The organism is Mesorhizobium sp. P160927 (genome assembly GCF_057766385.1).
The window spans coordinates 3,429,174-3,450,441 of record NZ_JBYMDW010000001.1 but is presented as its reverse complement, the minus strand read 5'-3'; the positions used below and the strand labels follow the sequence as shown (position 1 = coordinate 3,450,441).

Genomic DNA, 21,268 nt, shown 5'->3' with positions numbered 1-21,268 from the left:
TCTGAGCCTCAGTAATTTGGCCATGCCGGGGCAACACCGCGCGCCAGACGCGCCGTGCCGTCGCAGAATTTGTCGGTCGGATACATCGCTTTCTGGTGTGGCCCTGACCAAAGGACGAGGGAGGCGCGCGACCTGGTATTGGTGCCGGAGACCGTCGCCAGCGTGATTGTCGTCGTCGGATTTTCGGTACCCGAGACCGCCGGGCTCGATTCTGTCGGGTGCGACGCAGTTCCGGTCCAGAGCGCTATGATCGGACCGGTCGGCTGGTAATAGTCGTCCAGTGTGGCGAAGCCGATCTTCAGGTCCTTGCCTCGCACATCGGGCATGGTCTCGAGCACATTGGCGGCCGTGTCCGGGTCGATGCCGGAAATCCCGAACTCGACGCTGGAGCTCTGCCCATTGACCAGCACCTCAAGCGTCGGGATGTTGAGCAGCCGGCCGCCGCCGAGATACACGGTTCCATCCTCGTCGAGGCTGTCGAAGCCCGCCGGGATGTCATTGACGCCGGCCCAGATGTGCAATCCGGGATCGGTGTCGAGCCGGAAGAAGATGCCGAGCATGTGGCTCGATGCCATGCGGTCGAGAACATCCTGCAGCACGTAGTCGAGGCTGTAGGAGCCGATCAGATCCTGCCAAGCCATAGATTAGAAACCCTCCACGAATTGCAGCGTCGGAGACGACTGCCACCAGCCCTCCGCTTCCCACGCCAAGGTGAAGGTTGAGGGAAATTTCATGACGCAGCGCGGCCGTGCGAACTCGATCCGGGTGCCGGCCGGGACGGCCTCGCGCAACGGCTTGTCGAGCGAGAGCACAAATTGCGATCCGGTGACTGCAACCCCTTCCACGATTTCGGTGACGGGAACCGGGTCAGAACTTTCCCAGTAACGATAGGCCCGCCAGCCCTTGGTTGGATGGTAGATCGAAAACCAGTCGGACCAGCGTAGGTTACGATCCGCGCCATACATGTTGAGCGTGATCTGTCCGGCATTGAGCGCGGCCGCCGCACCCATTGTGCCGAACACCGTCGCCTGGCTGTAGCCGGCGCCATCGGAGAAAAGGGACGTGTCTGAATGCGGAATGCCCTTGATGATGGGCCTCGGAACGTTCCCTCCCCCGACAGCAAACGGCCCCATCCAGTCGGACAGGATCGGCACGTTCATGAACCGGATGGAGCTGTTCATGCGTGCCGCGACCCAGTTGATGTATTCGTGCTCTTCCCTCGCTTGGATCACGCAGCCCTCATAAGAGCCGACGAGGACGCCGCCGCCGCTGGTTTCGATCGTCACCGATTCACCGAGACCGTTGCGGCCGCCCTCCAGCCCGCCGCCCTTGGTGTCGAATGACAGTTTCGTGGGCTTCAGGAAGTCAATGTCCAGCGTGGGGAGATTGGTGTACCGCCCCATCGCTTATCCCTTCTGTGACGTATAGCGCCGCTGGGTCTCACCAAAGCCGCCGTTGATCTGCCCTTGGTGATACTCGCCGATTGCTTCCTGGGCGCCCTGCTTTGCCAGCATGCGAACGTGCTCATCGCCGCTGGCTCCCGTGACGTGGACATGCAGGTCAACCTTCGGCGGTGCGGACGACTGGCCATTTCCGTTGGCCGCCATCTGCATCGAGCGCGGGTTGCTCCGGATGACGTCGCCGGCGCGCAACTTGCGCAGTTCGGGACCGCGTTCGCCGACCCATGCCCATCCAGCCGGAGCACTTTCGGTCCCGTCCGCGAAGCCGAACAGCTTCGGAAGGAAGCCGAGCAGCGTGCCGAGGAAACCACCACCAGAAGAGCCCGACGGGGCGCCCCCGCCGGAATATCCGAGGATGTCCGACAGGGTAGTGTTCGCCTGGAAATTCTCGGGCTTGAGACCGTCGAGGATCGAAGCCAGGCCGCCCTTCCCGCCCAAGCCGCCGGCCAGGCTCTGGACGGTGTTGGTTACGGTGCTGTCGAGGCCGCCAAGGCTGTCAGACGCCTTCGCTACAGCAGCGTTGAACTTGTCGACGTAAACGGAGCCGGTGGTGCCCAGCACATCCTTGGCGCCGGCCCCGGTCGAGAGCGGACCACCCGTGAACCATGCGGAGGCGGCATCCTGCGGATTGCCGTACTTCGAAATGTATTTGCCGAACTGCTTCTCGAAAATGGCATCCTGGGCGCCGGGATCGGCCAGGAACTGGCTCGGTGAGAGCGTCTTGCCGAGGGCATCTTGAGACCACGAAGGCAAGTTGCTCTTCATCACCTGGTAGGCGCCGAGCGCTTGGTTGCCGTTCTTCAGCATTGGGCCGAGCGCCGAATAGCCGCCACTGCCAGCGCTTTCGATCGAACGGATTGCGGCCGCATACGCCGACATGTTGCCGCCGAGCGCCGCCAGCGGGGCACGCGTGACAGCACCTGGTGCATAGTTGTCGTTCGCCCCACCAAGCAGGGAGCCGACCACGCTAGCCCCCGCCGATGCAACACCACCGCCGCCGGGCATTTGGCCCGTCAGCGCAGAAGCGAACGCGGTCGCCAAACGGTCGAAAATGTTGCTCCAGGCCTTATCCATGAAGTTAGTCAGAGCATTCAGGATCGAGGTGCCCAGCGCCTTGCCGATATTCCCGCCGCTGTTCAGCAGTTCCGATTTGAAGCCGGATAGGAACCCTACCGCCAGCCCTTTCGCATCCGCGAACTTGGTTGCGTCGCGCATCTGCTGGGCTTCATGCGAATCCATGCCGATGCCGCTATTGCGGAGGCGGGACGCGATCTGCTGGTCGCCTGCCGACAGAAATTGCTGCGAGCGCTCGAACGCCAGGTCATTACCCAACTGGGCACGCGCGATCTGATCCGCCACCTTCCCGTAGGCCTCCGCCTTCTGCTTGATCAGGTCCAGTTCCTGTTGATCGACCGGGATATTGTTTCGTGCCGCTTCCTCGCGAAGCTGCTGCGTCAACTGGAACTGCATGCGCATGGCTTCGGCCGCGCCGGCCGTCTTGCCGATAAGGTCAAGGTCGAATTGCTGCGAGGCGAGCGTCGCGTCGAGGGAGCGCTTGCGCTCGTTCTGTGCCTCATCTAAGGCATGCTGGGCCGCCAAGGAAGCTTGCTGGCCGGCCATGTCGATGCGGCGGGCTCGCTCAGCCGGGTTCTCATTGTCATTGTACTGAGCGCCAGCCTGGGCACGCGCCGCTGCGGCGAGCTCGGCCGGCGAGCGGGCGTATAGATCCTGCCGCTGCGCGTCGAAGGACTGTTGAGCTCGAGATGCGGAAACGGCCCCGGCGGCGTTGTACCGGTCGAGCGAGCTCATATCTTCGGTGCTGAGAGAGCCGCGACGAAGCGGCAGTCCGCCCGGCCCGACACTCTTCGCCAGTGCATCTTGCGCGAGCTGCAACTGCTTCAGCGCGCGCGCCGCAGCATCCGCGTCCCGCGTCAGATCCATGAGCTTCCCAGCCGAAGCAGTCAGCGCGGCGTTGTTCGGGTCAAGCGCCCACTTGTCCTCGACCATCTTGCGGAATCCGATGATGTCGGGCGTTCCGTCGCGCGCGGTTTTGCGAAGATAGTCGATGGCATCGGTAAACGGTTTGAATTCCGAAGAAACGATGTTCTGCGGGCCGAACTGGTTGCCCGAGCCGCCACCGCCTCGGTCGATTAGGATGTCACCAAGCGACCCTCTCGCCTGGTTCGCGATCTGGATTTTCAACCCGGCCTGTGTCGATGAAGACAGCAGCTGGAGACCGTTCAGGTTGGAAACTGAAAACGCGTCCTTGGCCTTTCCCGCGATAAATCCGTAGATATCGCCAATGCCGCGCAGAACGGAGGCGTGGTCCTTCAGGAGCTCATCGAGCCCTTTCACCTCCTTACGCGTCGATATGATGTACGTGGCGAGCCCAGCGACAGCGGCAACCCCGGCGCCCGCCGCGAGACCGGCAGGCGTGACCATGAACGCGAGAAGCGCCTGCCCTGCTGACTTGGCCGCCGTGCCGATGGCTGACAGTGAGCCGCGCAAGCCTGTCGGTCCGCTTTCCAGTGCGTCATAGACCTGGCCGATCTGCGAGGCGAAGATCTGCACCGGGGACGCGCCCAAGGCGAACATGGTAATGACGTCGTTGCCCTGCCTTGAAAGGTTGAGCATCTGGTTCGACGTCAACCGCGCCGCGTTTGCGTTGTCGTTGAGCGCCCTGGTCGACTTGTCTGCCGCCGGCGCAACACGACCAATGTTCGACACCACTTGGGCCGAGCCGGAACCCATTCCGGCCAGCGTCGTTTGGGTCTTCTCCGCAGTGGCTACGAGCTTGATCAGGGACGCATTGCTTCCCTCCGCAATGCTGGCCAGTTTGAGGAGCGTGGCATTGGCCTGGTCGACGCCAGCCGCGATCTTGCCAAGCGCAGCATTTGAGCCAGCCGAGGCGGATTGTAGCCGCTTCTGGGCCGCTTCAGCCTTAGCGGAAGCGGCCGACATATTGTCCAGGTTCGTCTTCGCCGTGACGGTCTGAGACGAATCGACAGCAAGGCCGAGATTGGCAACGGTCACTGCGCCACCTCATTCCACCGCGAACATTGCATCGAAATAGTCCTCGGTTATCGGTTGAGCGGTGATCTCGATTGCAAGCTTTGGATCTTCGCCGAACACAGCTCGAAGGACGGAACTGATCATGTCGCCACGCCCATCGAGACCAACGAGGATGGCATTGACGTCGGCTCGCAACGTCTGCTCTTCAGTCCAGCCGAGCCAGCCCAAGGCTTTCTCGGCCAGATCTTCGTAATATTCAGCCAGGCTTATGCGGACTTCGGAGGGTCGCCTTCTCCCTCTCCTCCGGACATCGGGCGCCCGCCATTGGCGATGATGGTCAGGTAGGTTGAGACAGGACCGACCAGATCGGTCAGGCCCGTCCGCCACACCTTATCGGGAATGGACTTCGCATCCTGGCCTGTGGCGCCGAGGCCGAGCGCCACGACGGACACGATCACGTCGAAGTCGTAATTGCCGACGGAACGGACGGCACTGGAAATGCCGCCGCTCTGGCGAGAAATGGCCTGCGCGGCCATCAAGGACGGGCGAAGCACGACGGTCTCGCCATCGAGCTCGATCTCGACGTTGCCGGCGCCCAGTGCTGGCTTGCTCATGCCTTTTTCTCCACTTCGACCTTGGGCGCCTTGACCGGGGTGCCGGTCGCTTCGAACGGGGCCGGGATAGCCGACGCTTCGGCCTTAGTGAGGTCGAGCTCGATGAAGTTGCTGGGCGCCAGAAGGTACTCCTGCCCATTGTGCGACAGCTTGTGCGCCTCTTTGCCGATGTTCGTTATCTTCATCTTCGCCTCCTGTTAGCCGAGTGCCGCGACGCGGACGTAGTTGGTGTTGGGCAGCACAGTGCAGTTCAGCATCTGCGCATTGTTGGCGCCGCCCATGCCTTCCTCGGCACCGGCGACCTGGCCCATGAACAGCCGCTGCGGGCCGGCGGGCACGGTCGTCGCGGTATGGACGCCCGACTGTGTTCCAGTCGTGGCAATCACCGTGCCGCCCTTCGTGGCGGACAGCGTGAAGGTGTCGGGGTCGAGGACCGTCTTCACGTAGTAAGTGGTGCCGGCGGTCAGGCCGGTCGGCAGCGCACCCGTGGTGGCGAACTTGACGGCCGTGTTGACGGCCAGCCCGTGGCCGGTCCACGTCACGACGCCAGGCGACGCGATGGTGATTGTGGCGGCGGCCGACTTCGGCGTCGGGGCGCCATTGAGCTCGACCTTGAACGGATAGTTGTAATCCGTCTGCTCGGCCGCGATCATGGCAAGCTGGCCCGGATCGTTCGTGTTGAGGGCGAAATTGTCGGACCGCTGCGGAGCCTGCCGCGAACCCTTCCAATTGTAGGTGCGGCGGCGGTTGAGCAGGTTGACCGTGTTGCCCTGGGCAGAGTCGCCCGAATTGCCCATGGTTTCGTACTGGCCGACCTCGATCCATGTCACCGCGGCGAAATCAGCCTCGACGACGTCGACGTCAGGAACTTCCACAGGAGCCGAACCAATATAGAAGCGGCTGCCCGCCACGGGGGACACTTTGATAGGCATTGCTGCCTCCTTTCAGGGTTTCAGGATTTGCCTTGCCGAAGGGCGAAGCGGCGGGAAGGATCAGGCGTAGGTCTCGTATTCGACCGACACCGGCGTCTGCCAATGCGTGTCATCGGCGATGGCTTGGGCGACGTCGGGCGCCTTGGTGATGCGGACGATCATGGTGCCATAGTTCGCCCGCAGATCGGTCGGAAACCACGCAGCCACCTGCCCTGCGATCTCGGCCGCGACGGATGCGTCCTGGTTCTTCTTGGCGAACACGTCGACCTGCAGGAGCCCGATGCGCTGGTGAGGCTCGGTTGAACCGATGAACAGCCGCCGATTGACGTTAGGAACATGGGTGACGCGGAGATAGCCGGTCGTCGGCTTGGTGAAATCCTCGTTCGGCCACGCGATCGGCAACGCCGGGGTTAGGACCAGCCCCTGCACCCTCCCCTTCAGTGCAAGCCAGATCTGGGTTTCGATGGACGGCATGATCAGAGCCCCAGCCTTGCTTTCACTTCGGCCGCCTTGGCCTCGACAATCATGACCCAGCGTTGCGCAACGAGCGTCACCCAAGGCCGGGGCGTCGTGCCGTTCGCGCCATAGTGGACGAATGCCGCATAGTTTGCCGTGTAGCCGAGGTAGATCGTATCGCCGAGGTCGGCGCCATTGATGACCAGGATGACGTCGCCGAGGTCAGCCGGCACCGCGACGCCTGGATTTTCGCTGCTCAGTGTCGGCATGGCCGATGTCGACGCCACCAGCGAGGCGCGGAGGAACCCGGTTCGCTTGTAGCCCGGCGGCTGCGGCTTGGCGTAAACCTCGTCAGCAAGAAGTTGGTCGAGTTGGCTGACTAGCTCTTGCGCCGATACCTTGAACACGGCTTCGAGAGCATTCGGCACTGCGGCCGCCCATGCACCTACAGTCGCCGCGAAGGATTGAGCCATCAGCGTGCCGCGCGCGGCGTGAACGACAGGTCAATGAAACAATCCCCGAAGGAGACCAGCAGCGTATAGACGATCCGGCCATGCTCGCGCACGCGCGGCGGCTTGTCGGTTTCCTTGATCGCAAACCTGCTCGTGATTTCATCAACCACCGCTTGAGGGTCATCGGCATCATCAATCCACGGAATGCAGATCAGGTCTAGATCGCGAGCGACGGAGCCGTGCACCGCCATCGCGTAGCCGTGCTTCCGGGCAATTTCGGTCAGCTCTTTGTACGCGCCGATATAGACGGGAGCATTGTTTGCAGGCTTCATCACCGCACCAATTGAGCAACGAAATCGATCTTGTATTCAGCCAGGCATTTGCACCCGAGCGTGTGCCTGGTCGGGACGCCGGGCGCGTGCGGATATGGGATGGCGGTGCCATCCGGCGCGGTGAAGGGCTGATGGAACGGCACCACCTGCCCCTGCATCGCCTCGTGCTGTTCCCGGCCGTGCTTCTGCGGCGTGTGCTTCCAGCCCTTCGTGACCACATCCGCCCGAAGGCTTCCCTTTTCGATCTGCTGGCGAAAGACGATGTCCTTTGATGCGCCCAAGGCCGCGAAGGTTTCATGCAGGCCGATCGTGTCGGCGCGGAGCTTCAACAGGCTGTCCGCGTACCTGCCGGTGATCCGATCGACCAAGGCGGCCGAAACGGGCTTTCCCGCTTCGATGGCAGCCAACACAGTCTTATCGAAACGCTTGTCTCGACGACCCCGAGAGAGGTATTTTCTCAGATGGTCGGGCTCGCCGGAAAGCAGTTCCTGGCGGGCTCGGGCAACATAGTCGCCTTGAACTGTGGTGAGCCCGATCAATCCGCCTTCCCGTCGGCCGGTGACTGTGCTGACCCTGCCGACGACAGCGACAGCCGTCTTGGTCGGATTGTCGCCTCGAGCAAGGCCCATCTCGAACGCCGTCCTGATCGCGGTCTTCTGATCGGTGACAATCCCCGTCACCAACTTCGCCGAATGATCCTGCAGCCACTGCTCTGCCGCGAGATTGCGGGCATCCCAGCGGACCACGATGCGATGACCGGATGGATCGCGGAGCGTTGGCATGCCCTCGACAGTATCGACCCCACCACCGTTGAAAGCCGCCCTAATCGCCTCATCAAGCGGCCTGAAAGCGGCCGGGTCCAAGTTCATGGCGTTGATCGCGCCGTTGACGTCGCCTCGCTCCAACCGCTCCACGATTCGACGCAGCACGATGTTGCTGGTGATATCGTCGATCGCCTCGATGAAGGCTGCGCGGATGGCCGGCTCGAACTGAGAGACGAGGATCTCGAAGCGTTGGCGCGGCGTGAGACGGACGAGCATTTTGTGGTTGCATTCTTATTCTGAACGTGGATATGCGGGGTAGAGATGACGCGGAGCATTTGAAATGAAAAAGTCAGTACTAATCGCAGCAACATTTTTGCTGTCGACTTTCAATGCATCGGCGATGACGCCAGACGAGCTGAAGCAAGTAACAGCGGCGATGATAAACATGAACGGCCTCTTGTGCGCGGACGTGGTCGACATCAGGCCTTTGGAACTGGATGGCCAGTTCGAAGTCACGTGCATTGAGTACCGTGGCGGCAGCGGGACGGTCCGCTACATCATGAACGCCAAGGAAGGCACGGCTTTCAAGGCTTAGGCTGCGCAGAAGGCCTTCCACGCCACCACCGCCCCAGCCGAAGGCGTTGGCAGCAGGCTGGTGATAACGCGCTCGATCCCGTCGATGATCAGAGCATCGGTGAGCAGCGGCACAACCTCCGGCACCGCGAACGTCACGACGTCGCCGGTCTGGACGATCAGGATGCCGTTTTCGTAGCGCTGGTCGACGCGCTTAACAGCGGCATCGAGCGGCCAGGTTTCCACCGTCGGCTCAACCGGAACCCAAGGCTGGTCAGGATCGACAACGCCCGGCGTCTCGCGCTTCAACTGGACCGAGCCCTGGTTGAACTCGCCGAGCATCTCCGAAGCCATTGCCTGCATGTCGTCATAAAAGTCGACCATAGGACGTCCCCGTCATTGTTTCGCCGGCTTGTTCGCATTACCAGCGGGAATGACTTCGATTTTCCGCATTGCCGCGCTCGTTTTGCTAGCAATCATCGTCTTTGCGACGCTGTCGCCGATCCAAATGCGTCCCCATATGGGCGATCCGAACTTCGAACGTGCCCTCGCCTATGTTCTGTTCGGTTTGACGCTCGGCCTCGGCTTTCCAAACCGGGTAGCAAGAACTACCGCGACGGTAGTGTTCGTGGCGGCAACACTGGAGTTCATGCAGGCATTCGACCCCGGACGGCACGCCCGCATCTCGGACGGCTCTCTAAAAGCTCTTGCCGGGATCTGCGGAATAGTTGCTGTCCAAGTGGGCCTGCAGTTGGCCCGCCGATACTGGCCTCGTAGAACGACATCGCCTGCGGAATAACGTCTAGCCGGCTCACACCACCATAATAGCGGGCTGGCCAAAGACAGGACCGATCAGCGGGGCAAGCAGCCCCTCGATCACCGTTGAGACCGGCGCGTCTGGCGCGAAAATGTTGCCGTTGTCGCCGGGTTCGAAAAACTCGCGCTCGATCCCTTCGACCTTCTGGCGCTTCACCTTCTTGGCCGGATCGAAGGTGATCGACAGCGATCCAGGCTTCTTCAACTCAATGTAGGCCGCCTCATAGCTGGCCCATTCAACCCTTGTGGGAATCAGGTCAGAAGCGAGCGCCGAGCCATAGGCTGTGGCGCCAGTCTGCGGCCATTCCCTCTCCTGTGCAATCCCACCAGTCGGCTGGCCAGGGAAGCGCAAGCCATAGGTCCCGTCGATATAGGCGCTGCCCCGCTGCCGAAGTGCGGCAAACGGGGCATCGGCTGCATAGGTGTAGCCGGCCGCGTCCCAATATGCCTTGAGGGCGGCATCTGATCCGTAGCCGGCCATTGGCTGTTACTCCGCCAGCTTGGCGTCGACGAGCTCCTTGAGCTTGTCGGTCGGGATGTTCCGGGCATACTCGATGCCGAGTTCATCCGCCTGCTTCTTCAGGTCCTCACGGTCGAGTGAGCCGTCATCCGCCGCCTTGGCTGCGCCGAAGCTGAACCATCCGGTCGCTTTGGCGACCTTCAGCTCGGCATCAGCCATTTCGACGTCGACCGACTGGCCCGGATCGACCAGAACGGCACTGCCGAGAGTGTTCAGGCCGCGCGGGCCTGCTTGGTTGTTGGTGACTTTCATCGTCGCCTCCTTAAATGCCGTCGAGATAGCGGACCGACTTCGGCCGGCGGATGTCGACACCGCCGAGACGGAAGATGCCGGGCACGTCGAACTTGATCGGCCCGGTCTGCCACGCCGGCAGGAACCGGAACGGCATCGGCATATGCATTTTCAGCACTTCCGGACTGCGCCGATACGCGACCATGCGCTTGGTGCCGGAAGCGCCGGCCGTATCGAGGTAGCCGAAGACGCCGCGGATGGTGAGCGCTCCACCGGTGGTGCGGGTGTAGATGTTATTCCGCTCGATCCATTCCAGAATGGTGGTCTGGTTTACGGCGTCGATGCGGCGCGTCGACAGGTCCAGCAGCACCGAATACGGCAGGAGCAGAGTATCCGCGATTTCCGCGCCCAGCGTGCCGGTGAAGATACCGGTGAGCTGGCCGTTGATGTCGCGCAGGATCTGGTCCGGCGTCTTCGATACGAACGTCGTTGCCGAGCCGGTACCATCGGCCGGAGCCGTGGTTGCGGTCGGCGTCGACGCGTTGACAAGGCCGGAGAAGCCCTTGCCCGTATCGCCGATGAAGGCGACCTGGTCGATCTTCTCCTCGGCCACGCGGCGCGCCGTCGAGGCTTTGTCATTGCTCAGGTTCATGCCGAGCAGCTGGGCGGTGCCCAGTTCCTCGAGATTGTATCCGTAGCCGATCGCCGCCATGGAGACAGTGGTCTCGAACTTCTCGCGGGTCAGTTCGACCTTCGGGACGTCGTGCGCATTGCCGTTGAACCACTGCGCCTGGCCGACCGAATCCATCGAGAAGTAAGTGACGGACTGGATCCATTCGGGCGCCGAAGTGTCGACGGGGATCAGGGACGGATACTGGATGTCCTGATACCGGATCGCGTAGACCGTCGGCTCGATGAGCGAGGCCTGGCGGATAAGGAAGCTCATCGCGACTTGCTGAGCGTCCTGCATGATGTGTGCGTTCATTGTGGCCGCTCCTGTTAGCCGAGCCGCAGCGCAGCGAGGCCGGCACCGGCGGTGCTGGTGTCCCACTGAGCGTTGGCGATGAAGGTGTTGGATGTCGCAACGTTCGTGAGAACGCCCGTAGCCGGCACGTAGTAGACGGGATCGCCGACGGCGACCGCGACCGAAGCCTGGACGACGATGACGCCCTTCTTCATGATTGCAGCCGTGGCGTACTGCTCGTACTTGCCCGTGGGCTGGGTTTCGTCGAGCATCGCGATACCGCAGAACTTGACGGTGGCTTCGCTGTCCACGACCTGGTTGTCAGCCGTGCCCTGAACCGCGATCTTGCCGAAGCCGATGCCCTCGACGTCTTCGCAAAGGCGCGAGACGATGACGGACGGTTCCATGTCGAGGACCATGCCCTCAATCCAGCGCGCATGCTGGGCGTTATAGGTAGTCTGAATGGCCGGCATGGATTAGGCCTCCTTCTTCTGCCAAGCGCCCGACAAATGGTCGGTCATGGCCTTGTGCGCGGTTGCCACGGGCGCCGTGTCGACGGCCTTCAGGCCGCCAGCGACCACGGTGCGGAACTGGTCGGCGCCGCCGGCATCCTTCACGGAGTCCTCGACCAGGATGTCGAAGCGCGCATCGATGTAGGCGTCGGTCTTGTCCGCTATTGCGGCGTCACCGAGCTTTGCGGCCACAGCGGCCTTACGAATGGCAGCATCGCTGAGGCCGTCGGTCTTGACGTCCTTGGCGATCGCCTTGGCCTTGCCGATGAGATCGGCGCGGGCCGCGACACGCTTGTCGAGATCGGCGTCCGAGAGCACCTTGGCCTTCAGACCATCGATCTCGGCGTCCTTCTTGGCGAGATCCTTGTCCTTGGCGGCGATGGCCGTGGCATGATCAGACGTCAGGGTGGTGATTTTCGCTGCCGACGATGCAAGATCGCCGAGCAGTTTCGAAATGGCCTGGGCACCCGCGTCGGTCGTCTCGACCGTGAGCCCATCGACCAGCACTTTGCGCAGATCCATTTGGATGTTCCTTTCATCTGCTGTCTGGGTGGTGACGGGGCTCGCGCCCCACTTCCCGACATCGTCGCCGATGCGAGCTTTTGAACCGGCCCGGGCTCGATCGACGAGCGCCAGGTGGTTGATCTTGATGCCGCGCTGCTGCGCGTCGTAGGCTTCCCCGTCGGCGGTCATGCCGGGGGTGAAGTCGAGATCGCAGGTGTAGCCGGCGGAGAGCTCCCGCTTGCCGTCCATCACCGACTTGATCGCGGCCGCGTCCTTCAGGATCACGGGGAGCATGACCCATTGGCCGTCCTGCTTGGCGGCGGTCGAGACTTCGCCAACGGACAGGGCCTTCCAATTGTCGGCCGTCACCTCTTCGTCAGGGTGGTCGACGGTGATCGGGGCATGGCTGAAGGATTGCAGGCTGTCCTGCGAAAACACCTGATCTGCGGCGCGGTAAACGCGCACGACGTCCTGATCCGGCATGCCGACCTCATGGCCCGCGTAGAGCTGAATGCCGGTCCTGACTGCCCTTGCCGTAGCGACAAGGTAGCCGTCGGCGGTCCGGCGCGTTCCCGCGACAGAGACTTTGTCGGTGAATTGCATAGGCTCGGCTTTCAGATATCCTCCCCCTGAGTGGAGGGCTCAATGGAATTCTACGTGTATGAAAACTGGACCCTGGACCGTGGGCGCATCCATCGCGCCACTTGCTCATTTTGCAATCATGGCCAAGGGCGCGACGTCGATGACAGCGGACGGAACGGGAAATGGCATGGCCCTTTCGAGCGCGAGATCGCATTCGCCAAAGCCAAATCACTGGGTCGGAACGACATGAAACCGTGCGGGTTTTGCAAACCTTAGATCTGTCGTCCGTCGTTCACTTCCTCGAACACTTCCGGCCCAAGCACGATCTTGCCACGATAGGGCTCGATCTTGGCTAGATCGACATTGGCCTTCGTCAGGCTGATATGCGGCTGGTAGCCCTCGAAATCGTGGCTCGCACCGGCCCTGACGATCTCCTCATGCCGCCAACAGATCTGCGACGAGGCGAACATTAGGACAGCTGTCATGTTGCCGAGAGGTTCCACGACACGCGGCCCCCCAGGAGGGATGAGAAGCTGGCCATTGTTCGCCGGTCCCCACTCGCTCGCATTGCCAGCCTTGATCCAGTCGATCGGTGTCCGGCTGTAGACGATGGTGACGTGGAGATCTGAGACCAGATCGGGAATGCCCTGCCCTTCGGCCCAGACCTTGATCTCTGAGGCGTTGACGACGTCGCGGCGCACATACAGCGTACGCGGCTCGGCATCGTTGGTGGCCTTCCGCTGTGGCGGCGCCGCTGCGTTCTGATTGGTGGCGGCAGCGGCGATATCTTCCTCGCTCGGCTCCTGCTCGGCTAGCGTGCCGAACTCCTCGATCGCCGCTTCCAGACCAGGCAGCGAGCCGTCCTCGACGAAGGCATTGACCAATGCTTCGGAGAGAGCATCGATCGGGAGCAGCGGCGATTGGCCATTGCCACCAGCCAAGGCCCTCGCCGCGTCCGACTTCGTCTTGAAGACGTCGGCCTTTTCCTTTTCCGACATGCCCCAGAGCGGCGCCCATTCGTAGTAGACGTCAGCGGGGCGCGAACCAAGCGCAGACCTGATCAGCGCTTCATCCAGGCGATGCATCGCAGGCGTCATCTCGACCTGCTGCATGGCGCTGAGGCGGTCGTAATAGTTCCGAAGGTCAGATTCACCGGTCGCGTTCATGCCGGCGGGTGCCTGGCCGAGCAATCGTGTCGCCGGGATATCGGCCGCACCGGAGACGATCTGCAGGAAACGGTCGAGGACGTCTGGCAGCGTGGCGAAGGAGGCGGATTTCTGCTCGTACTCCTCTTCCTTGTCGAGAAGCAGCGTGCCGTTGATGCCCTTGGCGGTGTTGGCGAGGGTGTAGCGCTCGATGATCTTCGCCTTGTAGTCCTCGTTGGCCAGGCTCGCCATGAAGTTCGGCACCTTGATGATGTCGATCTTGGCTTCGAACACGAGGCTCGCGATGTTCGCCGCGGTGCCGTCGGCCTGCTTGATCGCGTCCATCACGGATTGGAGCACGCTATCGCCCCAGGACAACTGCCCGTCGACCAGATCGATGTCAGGCTGGGCGTTGCCCTGACAGATGACAAGGCGCGACGGATGGATCTGAACTTGCGCGGTCGTTCCCGCTGTAAGGGTGTAGAACTTGGGCTGACCGTAGAATTCAGAGGCAGGATCACGGTCGAGCTCACCGGCGTTCAACTGGCGACGCGACAGAACGGTGAGGTATTTCACCCCACCCTTGCCGATGCGCTCGATTTCAAGCGGCGATGCCAGATCGGCATCACCAGTCCCGATGTGGATGGCGGCGCCACCCCAGAGCCGCGCCTTCACCTTGGCCTCGAACACCTTGCCGCGGAGGTTAAGCCTGTTCTCCTCGTTCTCGATCAGCTCGATGATGTCTCCCTCGGCTTGCCAGTCGCGCCAAGCGCGGACGGAATCGAAGGCCGGGATGTCAACGATCTTCCGAGGAAGCCAGGCAGTGCGGTAGGCGGCCAGCAGCTCGGCATCCGTCAAAGGCGCGAAGGCGTAATAGCTCGAGGCTGCCTTGTCCCTGCCCGTCCCCATGCGGGATACGAGATTGGTCAGGCTGTCCCTGGCAAGAGTGATGATGTTGCCCATGCCGGCTCCTAGATATTTGCCAAGGTGTAGGTGCTGGCATCGATCAGGGCATTGAATGCCCGACTAGTGCTATCCGCATCGTCATCGTGCGCCGCTTCGGGAAACGCTTCGAGCGCGGAGAACCAAGCTTCATTCCATGGCGCTCGCAGGATCAAGACATTGCCGGCCTCCGCTTGCGCCGAGAAGGGACTAAACCGGGTAACCTTGTCGCCGGATTCCGGCGTTGCCCTGGCGTCGAACCCCACGAGTAATTTCACGAGGTTGGTGACCTGAGACTTGCCCGCCTGACCCGGATCCTGTGGCAGCGAAATTTTCGTTGCGATGCCGTCCGCATCGGCGGTGTTCTTGATCAACCGCTCGACGCCGGCGGGCGACAGAAAGTCCTTGACGTGGTGGCCGACGATGTAGCGGCCGTCGGGCAGCTTGCCGATTTTCGTTCCGGCGGTGCCGTCCGGGTCGTTCCCCTCGACCTTGGGGGTCGAGGCCAGATCCCAGCCCCGCATCCATGTGACACCGGCCGGAACAACATCGACCACTTCGCACCAGCCGCGCTGGAATAGCAGTCCAGCCGCCGGCCGGATTTTCCAGTTGCCGCCAAGAAGCCGCTCCCGCTCGACCGTTGGCTGCGCCATCAAGTTGGCGAGGTAGCCGGGGTCTGCCGCCATCAGCAGAGCATTGTCGCTCAGCTTGGCGGGTATGAACGTCACCGATTTCGGCGGGATAGGCTGGCCGTCGATCGGGTTGACGTGGTGAGCAAGCTCTTCCTTGCTGTCGGCCCAGATTATCGTGTCGCCGATACGAACGAACCAGCGGATGACGCCAGCACGCTCGGGGATCGCAAAGCCGGTTTCCTGATCGATCCACCAGGCGATGAACTCAGCAACCCAGCTATCGGCGTCGGGATTGCATGTTGCTCGAACGTAGGGCCGCACTCCGCACATGGAGCGGTTGCGGCTAAGCATGTACCAGAACTGCTTGGCCGAGAAATGCGTCAGCTCATCGAAACAAATGAGCGGAATCTGCGAGCCCTGCCAGTTGTAGATTGTCTTTTCGTGCTCGAGGTGTGCGAACGATACACCAGCACCGGATGGAAAGGTCCAACTCAGGTCCGGTGCGGATCGGGGTTGCGCGCTCAGGTGCGGATAGAGCTTTTCGCTCTCATCCCAAAGGCCGCCTTCGTTGCGAACCTGCGTCAGATTTCGGCGGAAGAAAACCGCCCCGAAGGCTGGATTGGCGACATGCCGAAGCGGCTCCATGAGCAGCGCCCATGTCTTGCCACCACCAGCCGCGCCGCCGTAGATCGCGATATCGGCCGAAGAGCCAAGAAACGTTGTCTGCGGACCAGGCTGCGGCCTGATGATGGTTGGGGCGGCCTGCCCTTGCTCAACTCCTGCCATTGTCGGGTAACTGGAAGATCGTCACCGGTGCGGTTGGCGCCGGCAAGTCTTTTCCATCCTTCCCGGTCAATTCTCGGCGATTGGTGTAGGCATTGCCCACTTCCTCGGCCGCCTGTTTATGCAGCTGCGCGGCCAAGCTCATGTTGCCCATCGTCTCGGCTTTATCTGCCATGCGCTGAAGAGCGCGGAGACGTACGGCGCGGTGGCTGATGGCGATGGTGGCGGTGTCTTCGAGGAAGGTCTTGCGTGTTTCCTCGAACAGCGCACGCCACCTTACCGCAAGGCCAGAGCCCGCTTTCTTGGTCGGATCGTAGCATTCGACCGCTTGCGGCGTCAGCGTGACCGCGAAATCCCTCTTGAGTGCAGCGGCCACCACAGACGGGCTATCAAAGCATGCGAGCGCTTGAACGACGTACGTTTGCTGATCGCGATTGAGTTTTGCTCGGGCCATCGGCTTTTCAAGACGCCATCAAGAGTTACGCGACGCGGAGGCGACAAGTCCCGCAGGCCTGGGCAATGCTCACATTGGCAATTTCAGGTCCGGCCTTTGCTGCGTCGCCGCCGATGATGCGGTGAGCTCGTTAAATCAAACGATTCGCTTATTCGGGATAAGGAGCGCAGGGTGAAATCGGCCTCCATAGGAGGGGCGCTCATGACAATGTTGCAGGAGGTTGAGGCTTCGGTCGATGTATACATCACCGGTGAGTTAAGCCGTCGCGCGCCCAAAACAACGGACTACCTCATGGAAAAGTTGGCGATACAGGACCTCGCAGCGCGGATGGCTGACAATCCCGGCGAGATCATGCCGCGCCTCGTTGACTTGGCGCTGGAGATGACCGGGAGTGTCACCGGCGGCCTCAGTCTGTTCGAACCGGACCCAGCGCCGGGCATTTTCCGCTGGCATCACCTGCGTGGCCGTCTGGAGAAGTTCACCGGTGAAACGACGCCCCGGATGTTTTCGCCTTGCGGCGTGACCTTAGACCGCAACTTGCCGGTTTTGTGCAAGCGTCCTGAGAGGACCTACACGTGGCTTCAGGATGCGGAGATTTCGCTGCCAGAATTGCTGCTCGTGCCGCTCTATGTTGGCAGCGTGAAACCAATCGGGACGTTGTGGCTGGTTTCGCAAGACGAGGACTACTATGACAGCGGCCATGCGCGGGTGATGACCGAGCTCGCCTCGTTCGTCGGCATCGCGCTTCACGTGCAACAGACTGAGCAGAACTTGAAGCGGGCATTGGAGCATCAGCAAACGCTGACGCGCGAGATGAACCACCGGGTAAAGAACCTTTTCGCCGTCACCAATGGAATGATCCGGGTCAGCGCCAAGGCTGCGTCCTCACCAGCCGAGATGTCGGAACTTCTCTCCGGCCGCCTCCATGCGCTGGCGGCGGCCCACGACCTCGTCAGGCGTCAGATCGGCGACGAGACGGTGAGCGAAGGGACTGAACTCGACCAGCTTCTCCGGAAGATCCTCAAGCCGCACGAAGATTCGGCCTTTAGCCGCTTCGAAATCAACGGGCCGCCGGTCCACCTCGGTGATCGTGCCACGAATGGCGTGGCGATGGTCTTCCATGAACTCGCGACCAACGCCGCCAAACACGGAGCGCTGACGCTCGGCTCAGGCAGGATCAACGTGTCATGGACCCGCAAAGACGAGTATCTGCTGTTGCACTGGCAGGAAAACGGCGGCCCGCAGATCATGGCTGCACCGATCAGGAAGGGCTTCGGCAGTACGCTCACCCACAACACCATCGTCCGCGAACTCGGTGGCACGCTCGATTACGATTGGCGGCCTGACGGACTATCAGTCGATATCAACGTGCCGATCCAGAACTTATCAACCTGAAGCGCTGATGCCGCCGCGCGGTGCTCCAGTGGCGTTTCATCGAGGGTCTCGCTCGACAGTGCGCACACGACTAAGACAGCTTGTCGGGCTTGGTAGGGCCCGATGTCCGTCTTTGGCCCGTTTCGGACATGAGGCGATGTCCAGTTTAAGTCTGCAGTACGACGGATAGCGAGTCCACGCCCTAAAGAATTGCTAAAAGCGGTATACCAATATACTTCCTTGGTGGCCCGGCTAACCCACTCAAAAAACCGAAACCCTAGACGCTCGCCGTTCGGACAGGGAGCGGTGACGCTCTCCCCTATGGCCCGGCGAGTATTCCCTCCGATGGAGGTCCGCTACAGAACAGCCAAATCACCTGAATGCAGATGATAAATCATCTGGACCGAAGCGCAAGCGATGTTCCTGTTCCGTTCGAAAAATCATTTGCCGCCCCTTGAAGCAGACGGGTTTCTCTGATTGGCTGAATTAAGCAAAGACAGGGAGAGTCATGTGCTAAATCTTACACGGGATGACAATCAGCCAATCCAGATGAACGCGGGCGACGTTGTCAGGGTGCGACAGACAGCATACATTGACGGTCCAAACGGGAAATCGCGCGTTGATGACGCCATAACTGGTAGCAACCTTTATAACGACCTTGCAACATCTGTCGCTGCGGCGGTCGCAAAAGAAGTGAACAGTTTCATCAGCCTCACCCAGCCAGGTGGAGATCCGGTTTGGTTTGATGGTGCGAAAGCAACTGGGCCTACTTTTGTTTCGAAAGCGCAGCAGACGCCGGATTGGAGCGGCAAAATAAACTCAGCATTGGTGATCGGGAAAAACGTTCAATTTGTACGTAACACCCCGAAAGAAGTTTATGACGCTATTAACGGCCAACATGGGCATGCCATCCCGCCGAGGCGCGATGAATTCGCAGTCGATGTCCTGAAGGACCTGGAAACAGATGGCACCAAGATCGGCGTTTGGGACGAAGGTCTCTACCTCAAACCTGGGGTTTGAGTTAATCAGGCCGCTCTAGGGCATGGCTCAATATCGTCGGCATCGAACTCAGCCGCGACGAGGCGGCCGAACAGCTCGATCATGCTCTTGACCGTGCCACGACCGGTCACGCCAACCACCTCGCCATGGAAGCCGGCGAGCATGTGGGTATGCTGCCAGTCCTGTTTGACGCGGATGGTCTGGCCCTCTGGGAACGTCATGGCGATCGTCTCGCGCTTGGTCTTTCCTTCGAGCCTGCGCTTGATGCGCGATTCCTTGGTGTCGTCGAATTCAAGATCGGACTCCGCGCGCATGTAACCTTCCACGGCGCCCCTGGGAACTTGCCAGGGCTTCCCGAACTCCCCGTCGTAGCTGAGCAGCCGGCCGAGCCCGTCACAATCCTTCAGGTACTCGCCATTGGCCGACGGGAGCGCCACGAAGATGTACCCGGTGAACAGAGGGAAGCGGCGCACGATGCGCACGTTGGTCCGATGGTGGACAATCTCCTTGCGCATGCGTGGGTAGTAGCATTCGAAACCGGCATCCCGGATCGAGCGCTCGGCGACGATTTCGCCCTTCCGATCCTCTGGCGTCCCAATGCGATCCTTCGCGGTCTTGGCGCCACCCATGCCGATCCTGGCAATGAACCACTTTGCTGTGCTGCTCATGACCGACCTTTCACGATTTTGGTTTGCTCGAGCTTCGAAACTTCCTGCCGTGGCCGTTTGAGCGCATTGATGCGCTTCTGCTCGGCCTCGTTCAGCCCAAGGTGCGGTAAGCCCTGACGCTTGCTGGCGCCGGCATTCACGGCCTCAGCCAAGGCAGCGACACGCTTGCGAACGGCTGGATCCTGCCGTTCCATATCAATCAGATGGCGCTTGTGGTCGTCGGCCGCGCGCTCGATCAGCTTCGAGGCTTCGGTGCGTAGCGCCGCGCGCTCGGACAGGAACGGCAGCATGATCGATCGCGCCCGCTTGGCGAACTCAGCACATGTCGGCATGAACTGGCCGGTGTGATTGTCGACGCGACCGGCGAGGAAGTCGTTCGCGGCTTCCGACAGCGCCCATTCGGGCAGGTCGGCGCATGCAGCCCTGTACTCGCTGGCCATGTCGACGTTGTTCACGCCTGGCTGCTCACGGAACTGCCGGAACATGCGGACCACGGTTTCCCCAACAAACAGGGGATTGCTCGGCTTCATCATCGCGTCGATCGCCGCCACCCTGGCGCTGATCTCCCGAGCCCGCTGCCGGTATTTCTCGGGCAGACGGTCGAACTGGTCCAGTGGAACGAGGTCAGACATCGGTGAACTCCCCCATGATTTCGATTTCGGCACTTTTTTTTCGCGCCTCGGCGCGCTGAGAAAAACCATTTGGTTTTTCGTTCTGGTCTCTGGCTCTTGGCTCTTGGGGCTTAAGGGGTGCCTTATCCCCACCCTTATCCGACGGCCAATTTCCACTACGATTTGAAAGGGTTGGGTTGCCTCCGTTCTTGCCGTTTTTGCGAGCGATTGCGGACTTCTTGGCGTCCTTCACCATTCGCCTGGAGTAGATGCGGCCATGCCGATCGCGGGAGAACACGCCGTTTCGGTCTAGCTCGCCCAGCAGGGATGAGACCTCGGATTCCTGACACCCGGTCAAACGAGCGAGTGAGGTTTCATCAAGGCCCCTGCCTGCTACCGCGACGTAGCCGATCGGGTCGTGTGCTGCCGCAATGCAGAGCATGCGCATCCAGAGCCCTTGCGCCGCCATGGAGCAAAGGCGAACGGCGGGATCAGTTTCCCAATCCGACCAATAGAACTTCGACCAGATGGTGCCGCTCATCGCGCCCCCATCCATTCTTCGGGCGTGCGAGCGCCCTTCTGCCTGTTGCAATGTACACAGGATGTCGTGAGGTTTTGGGCCGAGTTTTTGCCTCCGCGCGACCTCGGTTTGATGTGGTCGACATCGAACGGACCGCTGGCATTCCCGCAGTAAGTGCACCTGTGGCCGTCACGAATAATCACGGCTTCACGGACTACCGACCATTTGCCGTCCGGCCAAGCGCTCGGGTGCATGTCGTACCGAATGATACGTTCGCAGGTCTCGGGCAAGATATAGAACTTGATTAGTTCGCGCCTCGTGGGGACTGGCTTGGCGGCTCGGCCCCATGCCGTGATTAGCACAAGCATGAATTCCACCACCTCGCGCGTTCGAAGGTGTCGCGTCGCCGAAAGAAA

At 61.3% G+C, this 21,268-nt stretch carries 29 protein-coding genes; 5 read left to right on the top strand and 24 right to left on the bottom strand.

All coding sequences use genetic code 11. The annotated features are described in order from the left end of the window. Positions 1-8 precede the first annotated feature (8 nt). Genes AC3CB8_RS16675 through AC3CB8_RS16625 form a run of 11 tightly spaced genes read right to left on the bottom strand, consistent with a single transcriptional unit; the run spans position 9 to position 7,665 of the window. Positions 9-641 (bottom strand): hypothetical protein, encoded by a 633-nt coding sequence (locus AC3CB8_RS16675; RefSeq protein ID WP_352678976.1) that lies wholly within the window; start codon positions 639-641, stop codon positions 9-11. Positions 642-644: 3 nt separating this feature from the next. Continuing rightward, a complete protein-coding gene (locus tag AC3CB8_RS16670) occupies positions 645-1,403 on the bottom strand; it encodes a hypothetical protein (RefSeq protein WP_352678979.1) in 759 nt (252 codons plus the stop codon). Between the two features lie 3 nt (positions 1,404-1,406). After that, the gene (locus tag AC3CB8_RS16665; RefSeq protein ID WP_352678982.1) at positions 1,407-4,493 is read right to left on the bottom strand and encodes a phage tail length tape measure family protein; all 3,087 of its coding nucleotides are present in this window, start codon (positions 4,491-4,493) and stop codon (positions 1,407-1,409) included. Between the two features lie 9 nt (positions 4,494-4,502). After that, complete coding sequence (locus AC3CB8_RS16660) at positions 4,503-4,700, bottom strand: hypothetical protein (protein ID WP_352678984.1); 198 nt, start codon at positions 4,698-4,700, stop codon at positions 4,503-4,505. A 38-nt stretch (positions 4,701-4,738) separates the two neighbouring features. Next, positions 4,739-5,086, bottom strand: coding sequence for a hypothetical protein (locus AC3CB8_RS16655; protein WP_352678987.1), 348 nt, complete (start codon positions 5,084-5,086; stop codon positions 4,739-4,741). Further along, complete coding sequence (locus AC3CB8_RS16650) at positions 5,083-5,271, bottom strand: hypothetical protein (RefSeq protein ID WP_352678990.1); 189 nt, start codon at positions 5,269-5,271, stop codon at positions 5,083-5,085. Before AC3CB8_RS16650 ends, AC3CB8_RS16655 begins: the two co-directional genes overlap by 4 nt. 12 nt (positions 5,272-5,283) lie before the next feature. After that, a complete protein-coding gene (locus tag AC3CB8_RS16645; protein ID WP_352678993.1) occupies positions 5,284-6,018 on the bottom strand; it encodes a hypothetical protein in 735 nt (244 codons plus the stop codon). Between the two features lie 60 nt (positions 6,019-6,078). Further along, positions 6,079-6,492, bottom strand: a complete 414-nt coding sequence (locus AC3CB8_RS16640; RefSeq protein ID WP_352678994.1) for a DUF4128 domain-containing protein — start codon at positions 6,490-6,492, stop codon at positions 6,079-6,081. A 2-nt stretch (positions 6,493-6,494) separates the two neighbouring features. Next, a complete protein-coding gene (locus tag AC3CB8_RS16635; protein ID WP_352678997.1) occupies positions 6,495-6,902 on the bottom strand; it encodes an HK97 gp10 family phage protein in 408 nt (135 codons plus the stop codon). Positions 6,903-6,946: 44 nt separating this feature from the next. Next, the gene (locus AC3CB8_RS16630) at positions 6,947-7,258 is read right to left on the bottom strand and encodes a hypothetical protein (RefSeq protein WP_352679000.1); all 312 of its coding nucleotides are present in this window, start codon (positions 7,256-7,258) and stop codon (positions 6,947-6,949) included. Next, on the bottom strand, positions 7,258-7,665 hold the full coding sequence (locus tag AC3CB8_RS16625) for a hypothetical protein (RefSeq protein WP_352679003.1): 408 nt from the start codon (positions 7,663-7,665) through the stop codon (positions 7,258-7,260). Before AC3CB8_RS16625 ends, AC3CB8_RS16630 begins: the two co-directional genes overlap by 1 nt. Positions 7,666-7,719: 54 nt before the next feature. Here AC3CB8_RS16625 and AC3CB8_RS16620 point away from each other — a divergent pair, with 54 nt between their 5' ends. Beyond that, entirely contained in the window at positions 7,720-8,322 is a 603-nt protein-coding gene (locus tag AC3CB8_RS16620; RefSeq protein WP_352679006.1) for a hypothetical protein, read from the top strand. A gap of 40 nt (positions 8,323-8,362) precedes the next feature. Next, complete coding sequence (locus tag AC3CB8_RS16615; RefSeq protein WP_352679015.1) at positions 8,363-8,617, top strand: hypothetical protein; 255 nt, start codon at positions 8,363-8,365, stop codon at positions 8,615-8,617. Here AC3CB8_RS16615 and AC3CB8_RS16610 read toward each other — a convergent pair. Continuing rightward, positions 8,614-8,979 carry a hypothetical protein gene (locus AC3CB8_RS16610; RefSeq protein ID WP_352679019.1) on the bottom strand — a complete coding sequence of 122 codons (366 nt, stop codon included), beginning with the start codon at positions 8,977-8,979 and terminating at the stop codon, positions 8,614-8,616. The genes AC3CB8_RS16615 and AC3CB8_RS16610 overlap by 4 nt on opposite strands. 49 nt (positions 8,980-9,028) lie before the next feature. On the opposite strand from AC3CB8_RS16610, the gene AC3CB8_RS16605 reads away from it, so the two are divergent. Beyond that, positions 9,029-9,394: a VanZ family protein gene (locus AC3CB8_RS16605; protein ID WP_352679022.1), complete on the top strand. Its 366-nt coding sequence runs from the start codon at positions 9,029-9,031 to the stop codon at positions 9,392-9,394. Between the two features lie 12 nt (positions 9,395-9,406). On the opposite strand, the gene AC3CB8_RS16600 is transcribed toward AC3CB8_RS16605, so the two are convergent. The 8 genes from AC3CB8_RS16600 to AC3CB8_RS16565 all read right to left on the bottom strand — a co-directional run bounded on the left by AC3CB8_RS16600 (position 9,407) and on the right by AC3CB8_RS16565 (position 16,680). Continuing rightward, positions 9,407-9,892 carry a DnaT-like ssDNA-binding protein gene (locus AC3CB8_RS16600; RefSeq protein WP_352679025.1) on the bottom strand — a complete coding sequence of 162 codons (486 nt, stop codon included), beginning with the start codon at positions 9,890-9,892 and terminating at the stop codon, positions 9,407-9,409. A gap of 6 nt (positions 9,893-9,898) precedes the next feature. Next, the gene (locus AC3CB8_RS16595; RefSeq protein WP_352679028.1) at positions 9,899-10,183 is read right to left on the bottom strand and encodes a hypothetical protein; all 285 of its coding nucleotides are present in this window, start codon (positions 10,181-10,183) and stop codon (positions 9,899-9,901) included. A gap of 10 nt (positions 10,184-10,193) precedes the next feature. Continuing rightward, positions 10,194-11,147: a DUF2184 domain-containing protein gene (locus AC3CB8_RS16590; RefSeq protein ID WP_352679031.1), complete on the bottom strand. Its 954-nt coding sequence runs from the start codon at positions 11,145-11,147 to the stop codon at positions 10,194-10,196. A 14-nt stretch (positions 11,148-11,161) separates the two neighbouring features. Further along, complete coding sequence (locus AC3CB8_RS16585) at positions 11,162-11,599, bottom strand: structural cement protein Gp24 (protein WP_352679034.1); 438 nt, start codon at positions 11,597-11,599, stop codon at positions 11,162-11,164. 3 nt (positions 11,600-11,602) lie between these two features. Further along, the gene (locus tag AC3CB8_RS16580) at positions 11,603-12,745 is read right to left on the bottom strand and encodes a DUF2213 domain-containing protein (protein WP_352679037.1); all 1,143 of its coding nucleotides are present in this window, start codon (positions 12,743-12,745) and stop codon (positions 11,603-11,605) included. Between the two features lie 251 nt (positions 12,746-12,996). Continuing rightward, on the bottom strand, positions 12,997-14,832 hold the full coding sequence (locus AC3CB8_RS16575) for an anti-CBASS protein Acb1 family protein (protein ID WP_352726573.1): 1,836 nt from the start codon (positions 14,830-14,832) through the stop codon (positions 12,997-12,999). Positions 14,833-14,840: 8 nt separating this feature from the next. Continuing rightward, on the bottom strand, positions 14,841-16,229 hold the full coding sequence (terL, locus tag AC3CB8_RS16570; RefSeq protein ID WP_352679043.1) for a phage terminase large subunit: 1,389 nt from the start codon (positions 16,227-16,229) through the stop codon (positions 14,841-14,843). Further along, on the bottom strand, positions 16,216-16,680 hold the full coding sequence (locus AC3CB8_RS16565; RefSeq protein WP_352679046.1) for a DUF2280 domain-containing protein: 465 nt from the start codon (positions 16,678-16,680) through the stop codon (positions 16,216-16,218). Before AC3CB8_RS16565 ends, terL begins: the two co-directional genes overlap by 14 nt. Before the next feature lie 201 nt (positions 16,681-16,881). Between AC3CB8_RS16565 and AC3CB8_RS16560 the strand changes: the two genes are divergently transcribed. Further along, positions 16,882-18,075 carry an HWE histidine kinase domain-containing protein gene (locus AC3CB8_RS16560; protein ID WP_352679049.1) on the top strand — a complete coding sequence of 398 codons (1,194 nt, stop codon included), beginning with the start codon at positions 16,882-16,884 and terminating at the stop codon, positions 18,073-18,075. Between the two features lie 456 nt (positions 18,076-18,531). Further along, positions 18,532-19,074, top strand: coding sequence for a hypothetical protein (locus AC3CB8_RS16555; RefSeq protein ID WP_352679052.1), 543 nt, complete (start codon positions 18,532-18,534; stop codon positions 19,072-19,074). Between the two features lie 5 nt (positions 19,075-19,079). Here the strand turns inward: AC3CB8_RS16555 and nusG are convergent, their stop codons facing one another. The 4 genes from nusG to AC3CB8_RS16535 are packed head-to-tail and all read right to left on the bottom strand — an operon-like array spanning position 19,080 to position 21,106. Continuing rightward, positions 19,080-19,721 (bottom strand): transcription termination/antitermination protein NusG, encoded by a 642-nt coding sequence (nusG, locus tag AC3CB8_RS16550; RefSeq protein WP_352679055.1) that lies wholly within the window; start codon positions 19,719-19,721, stop codon positions 19,080-19,082. After that, positions 19,718-20,386 (bottom strand): hypothetical protein, encoded by a 669-nt coding sequence (locus tag AC3CB8_RS16545; RefSeq protein ID WP_352679058.1) that lies wholly within the window; start codon positions 20,384-20,386, stop codon positions 19,718-19,720. Before AC3CB8_RS16545 ends, nusG begins: the two co-directional genes overlap by 4 nt. After that, positions 20,346-20,873 carry a hypothetical protein gene (locus tag AC3CB8_RS16540; RefSeq protein ID WP_352679060.1) on the bottom strand — a complete coding sequence of 176 codons (528 nt, stop codon included), beginning with the start codon at positions 20,871-20,873 and terminating at the stop codon, positions 20,346-20,348. The genes AC3CB8_RS16545 and AC3CB8_RS16540 overlap by 41 nt, the downstream gene beginning before the upstream one ends. Continuing rightward, positions 20,870-21,106, bottom strand: a complete 237-nt coding sequence (locus AC3CB8_RS16535; RefSeq protein WP_352726587.1) for an HNH endonuclease — start codon at positions 21,104-21,106, stop codon at positions 20,870-20,872. Before AC3CB8_RS16535 ends, AC3CB8_RS16540 begins: the two co-directional genes overlap by 4 nt. Positions 21,107-21,268 lie beyond the last annotated feature (162 nt).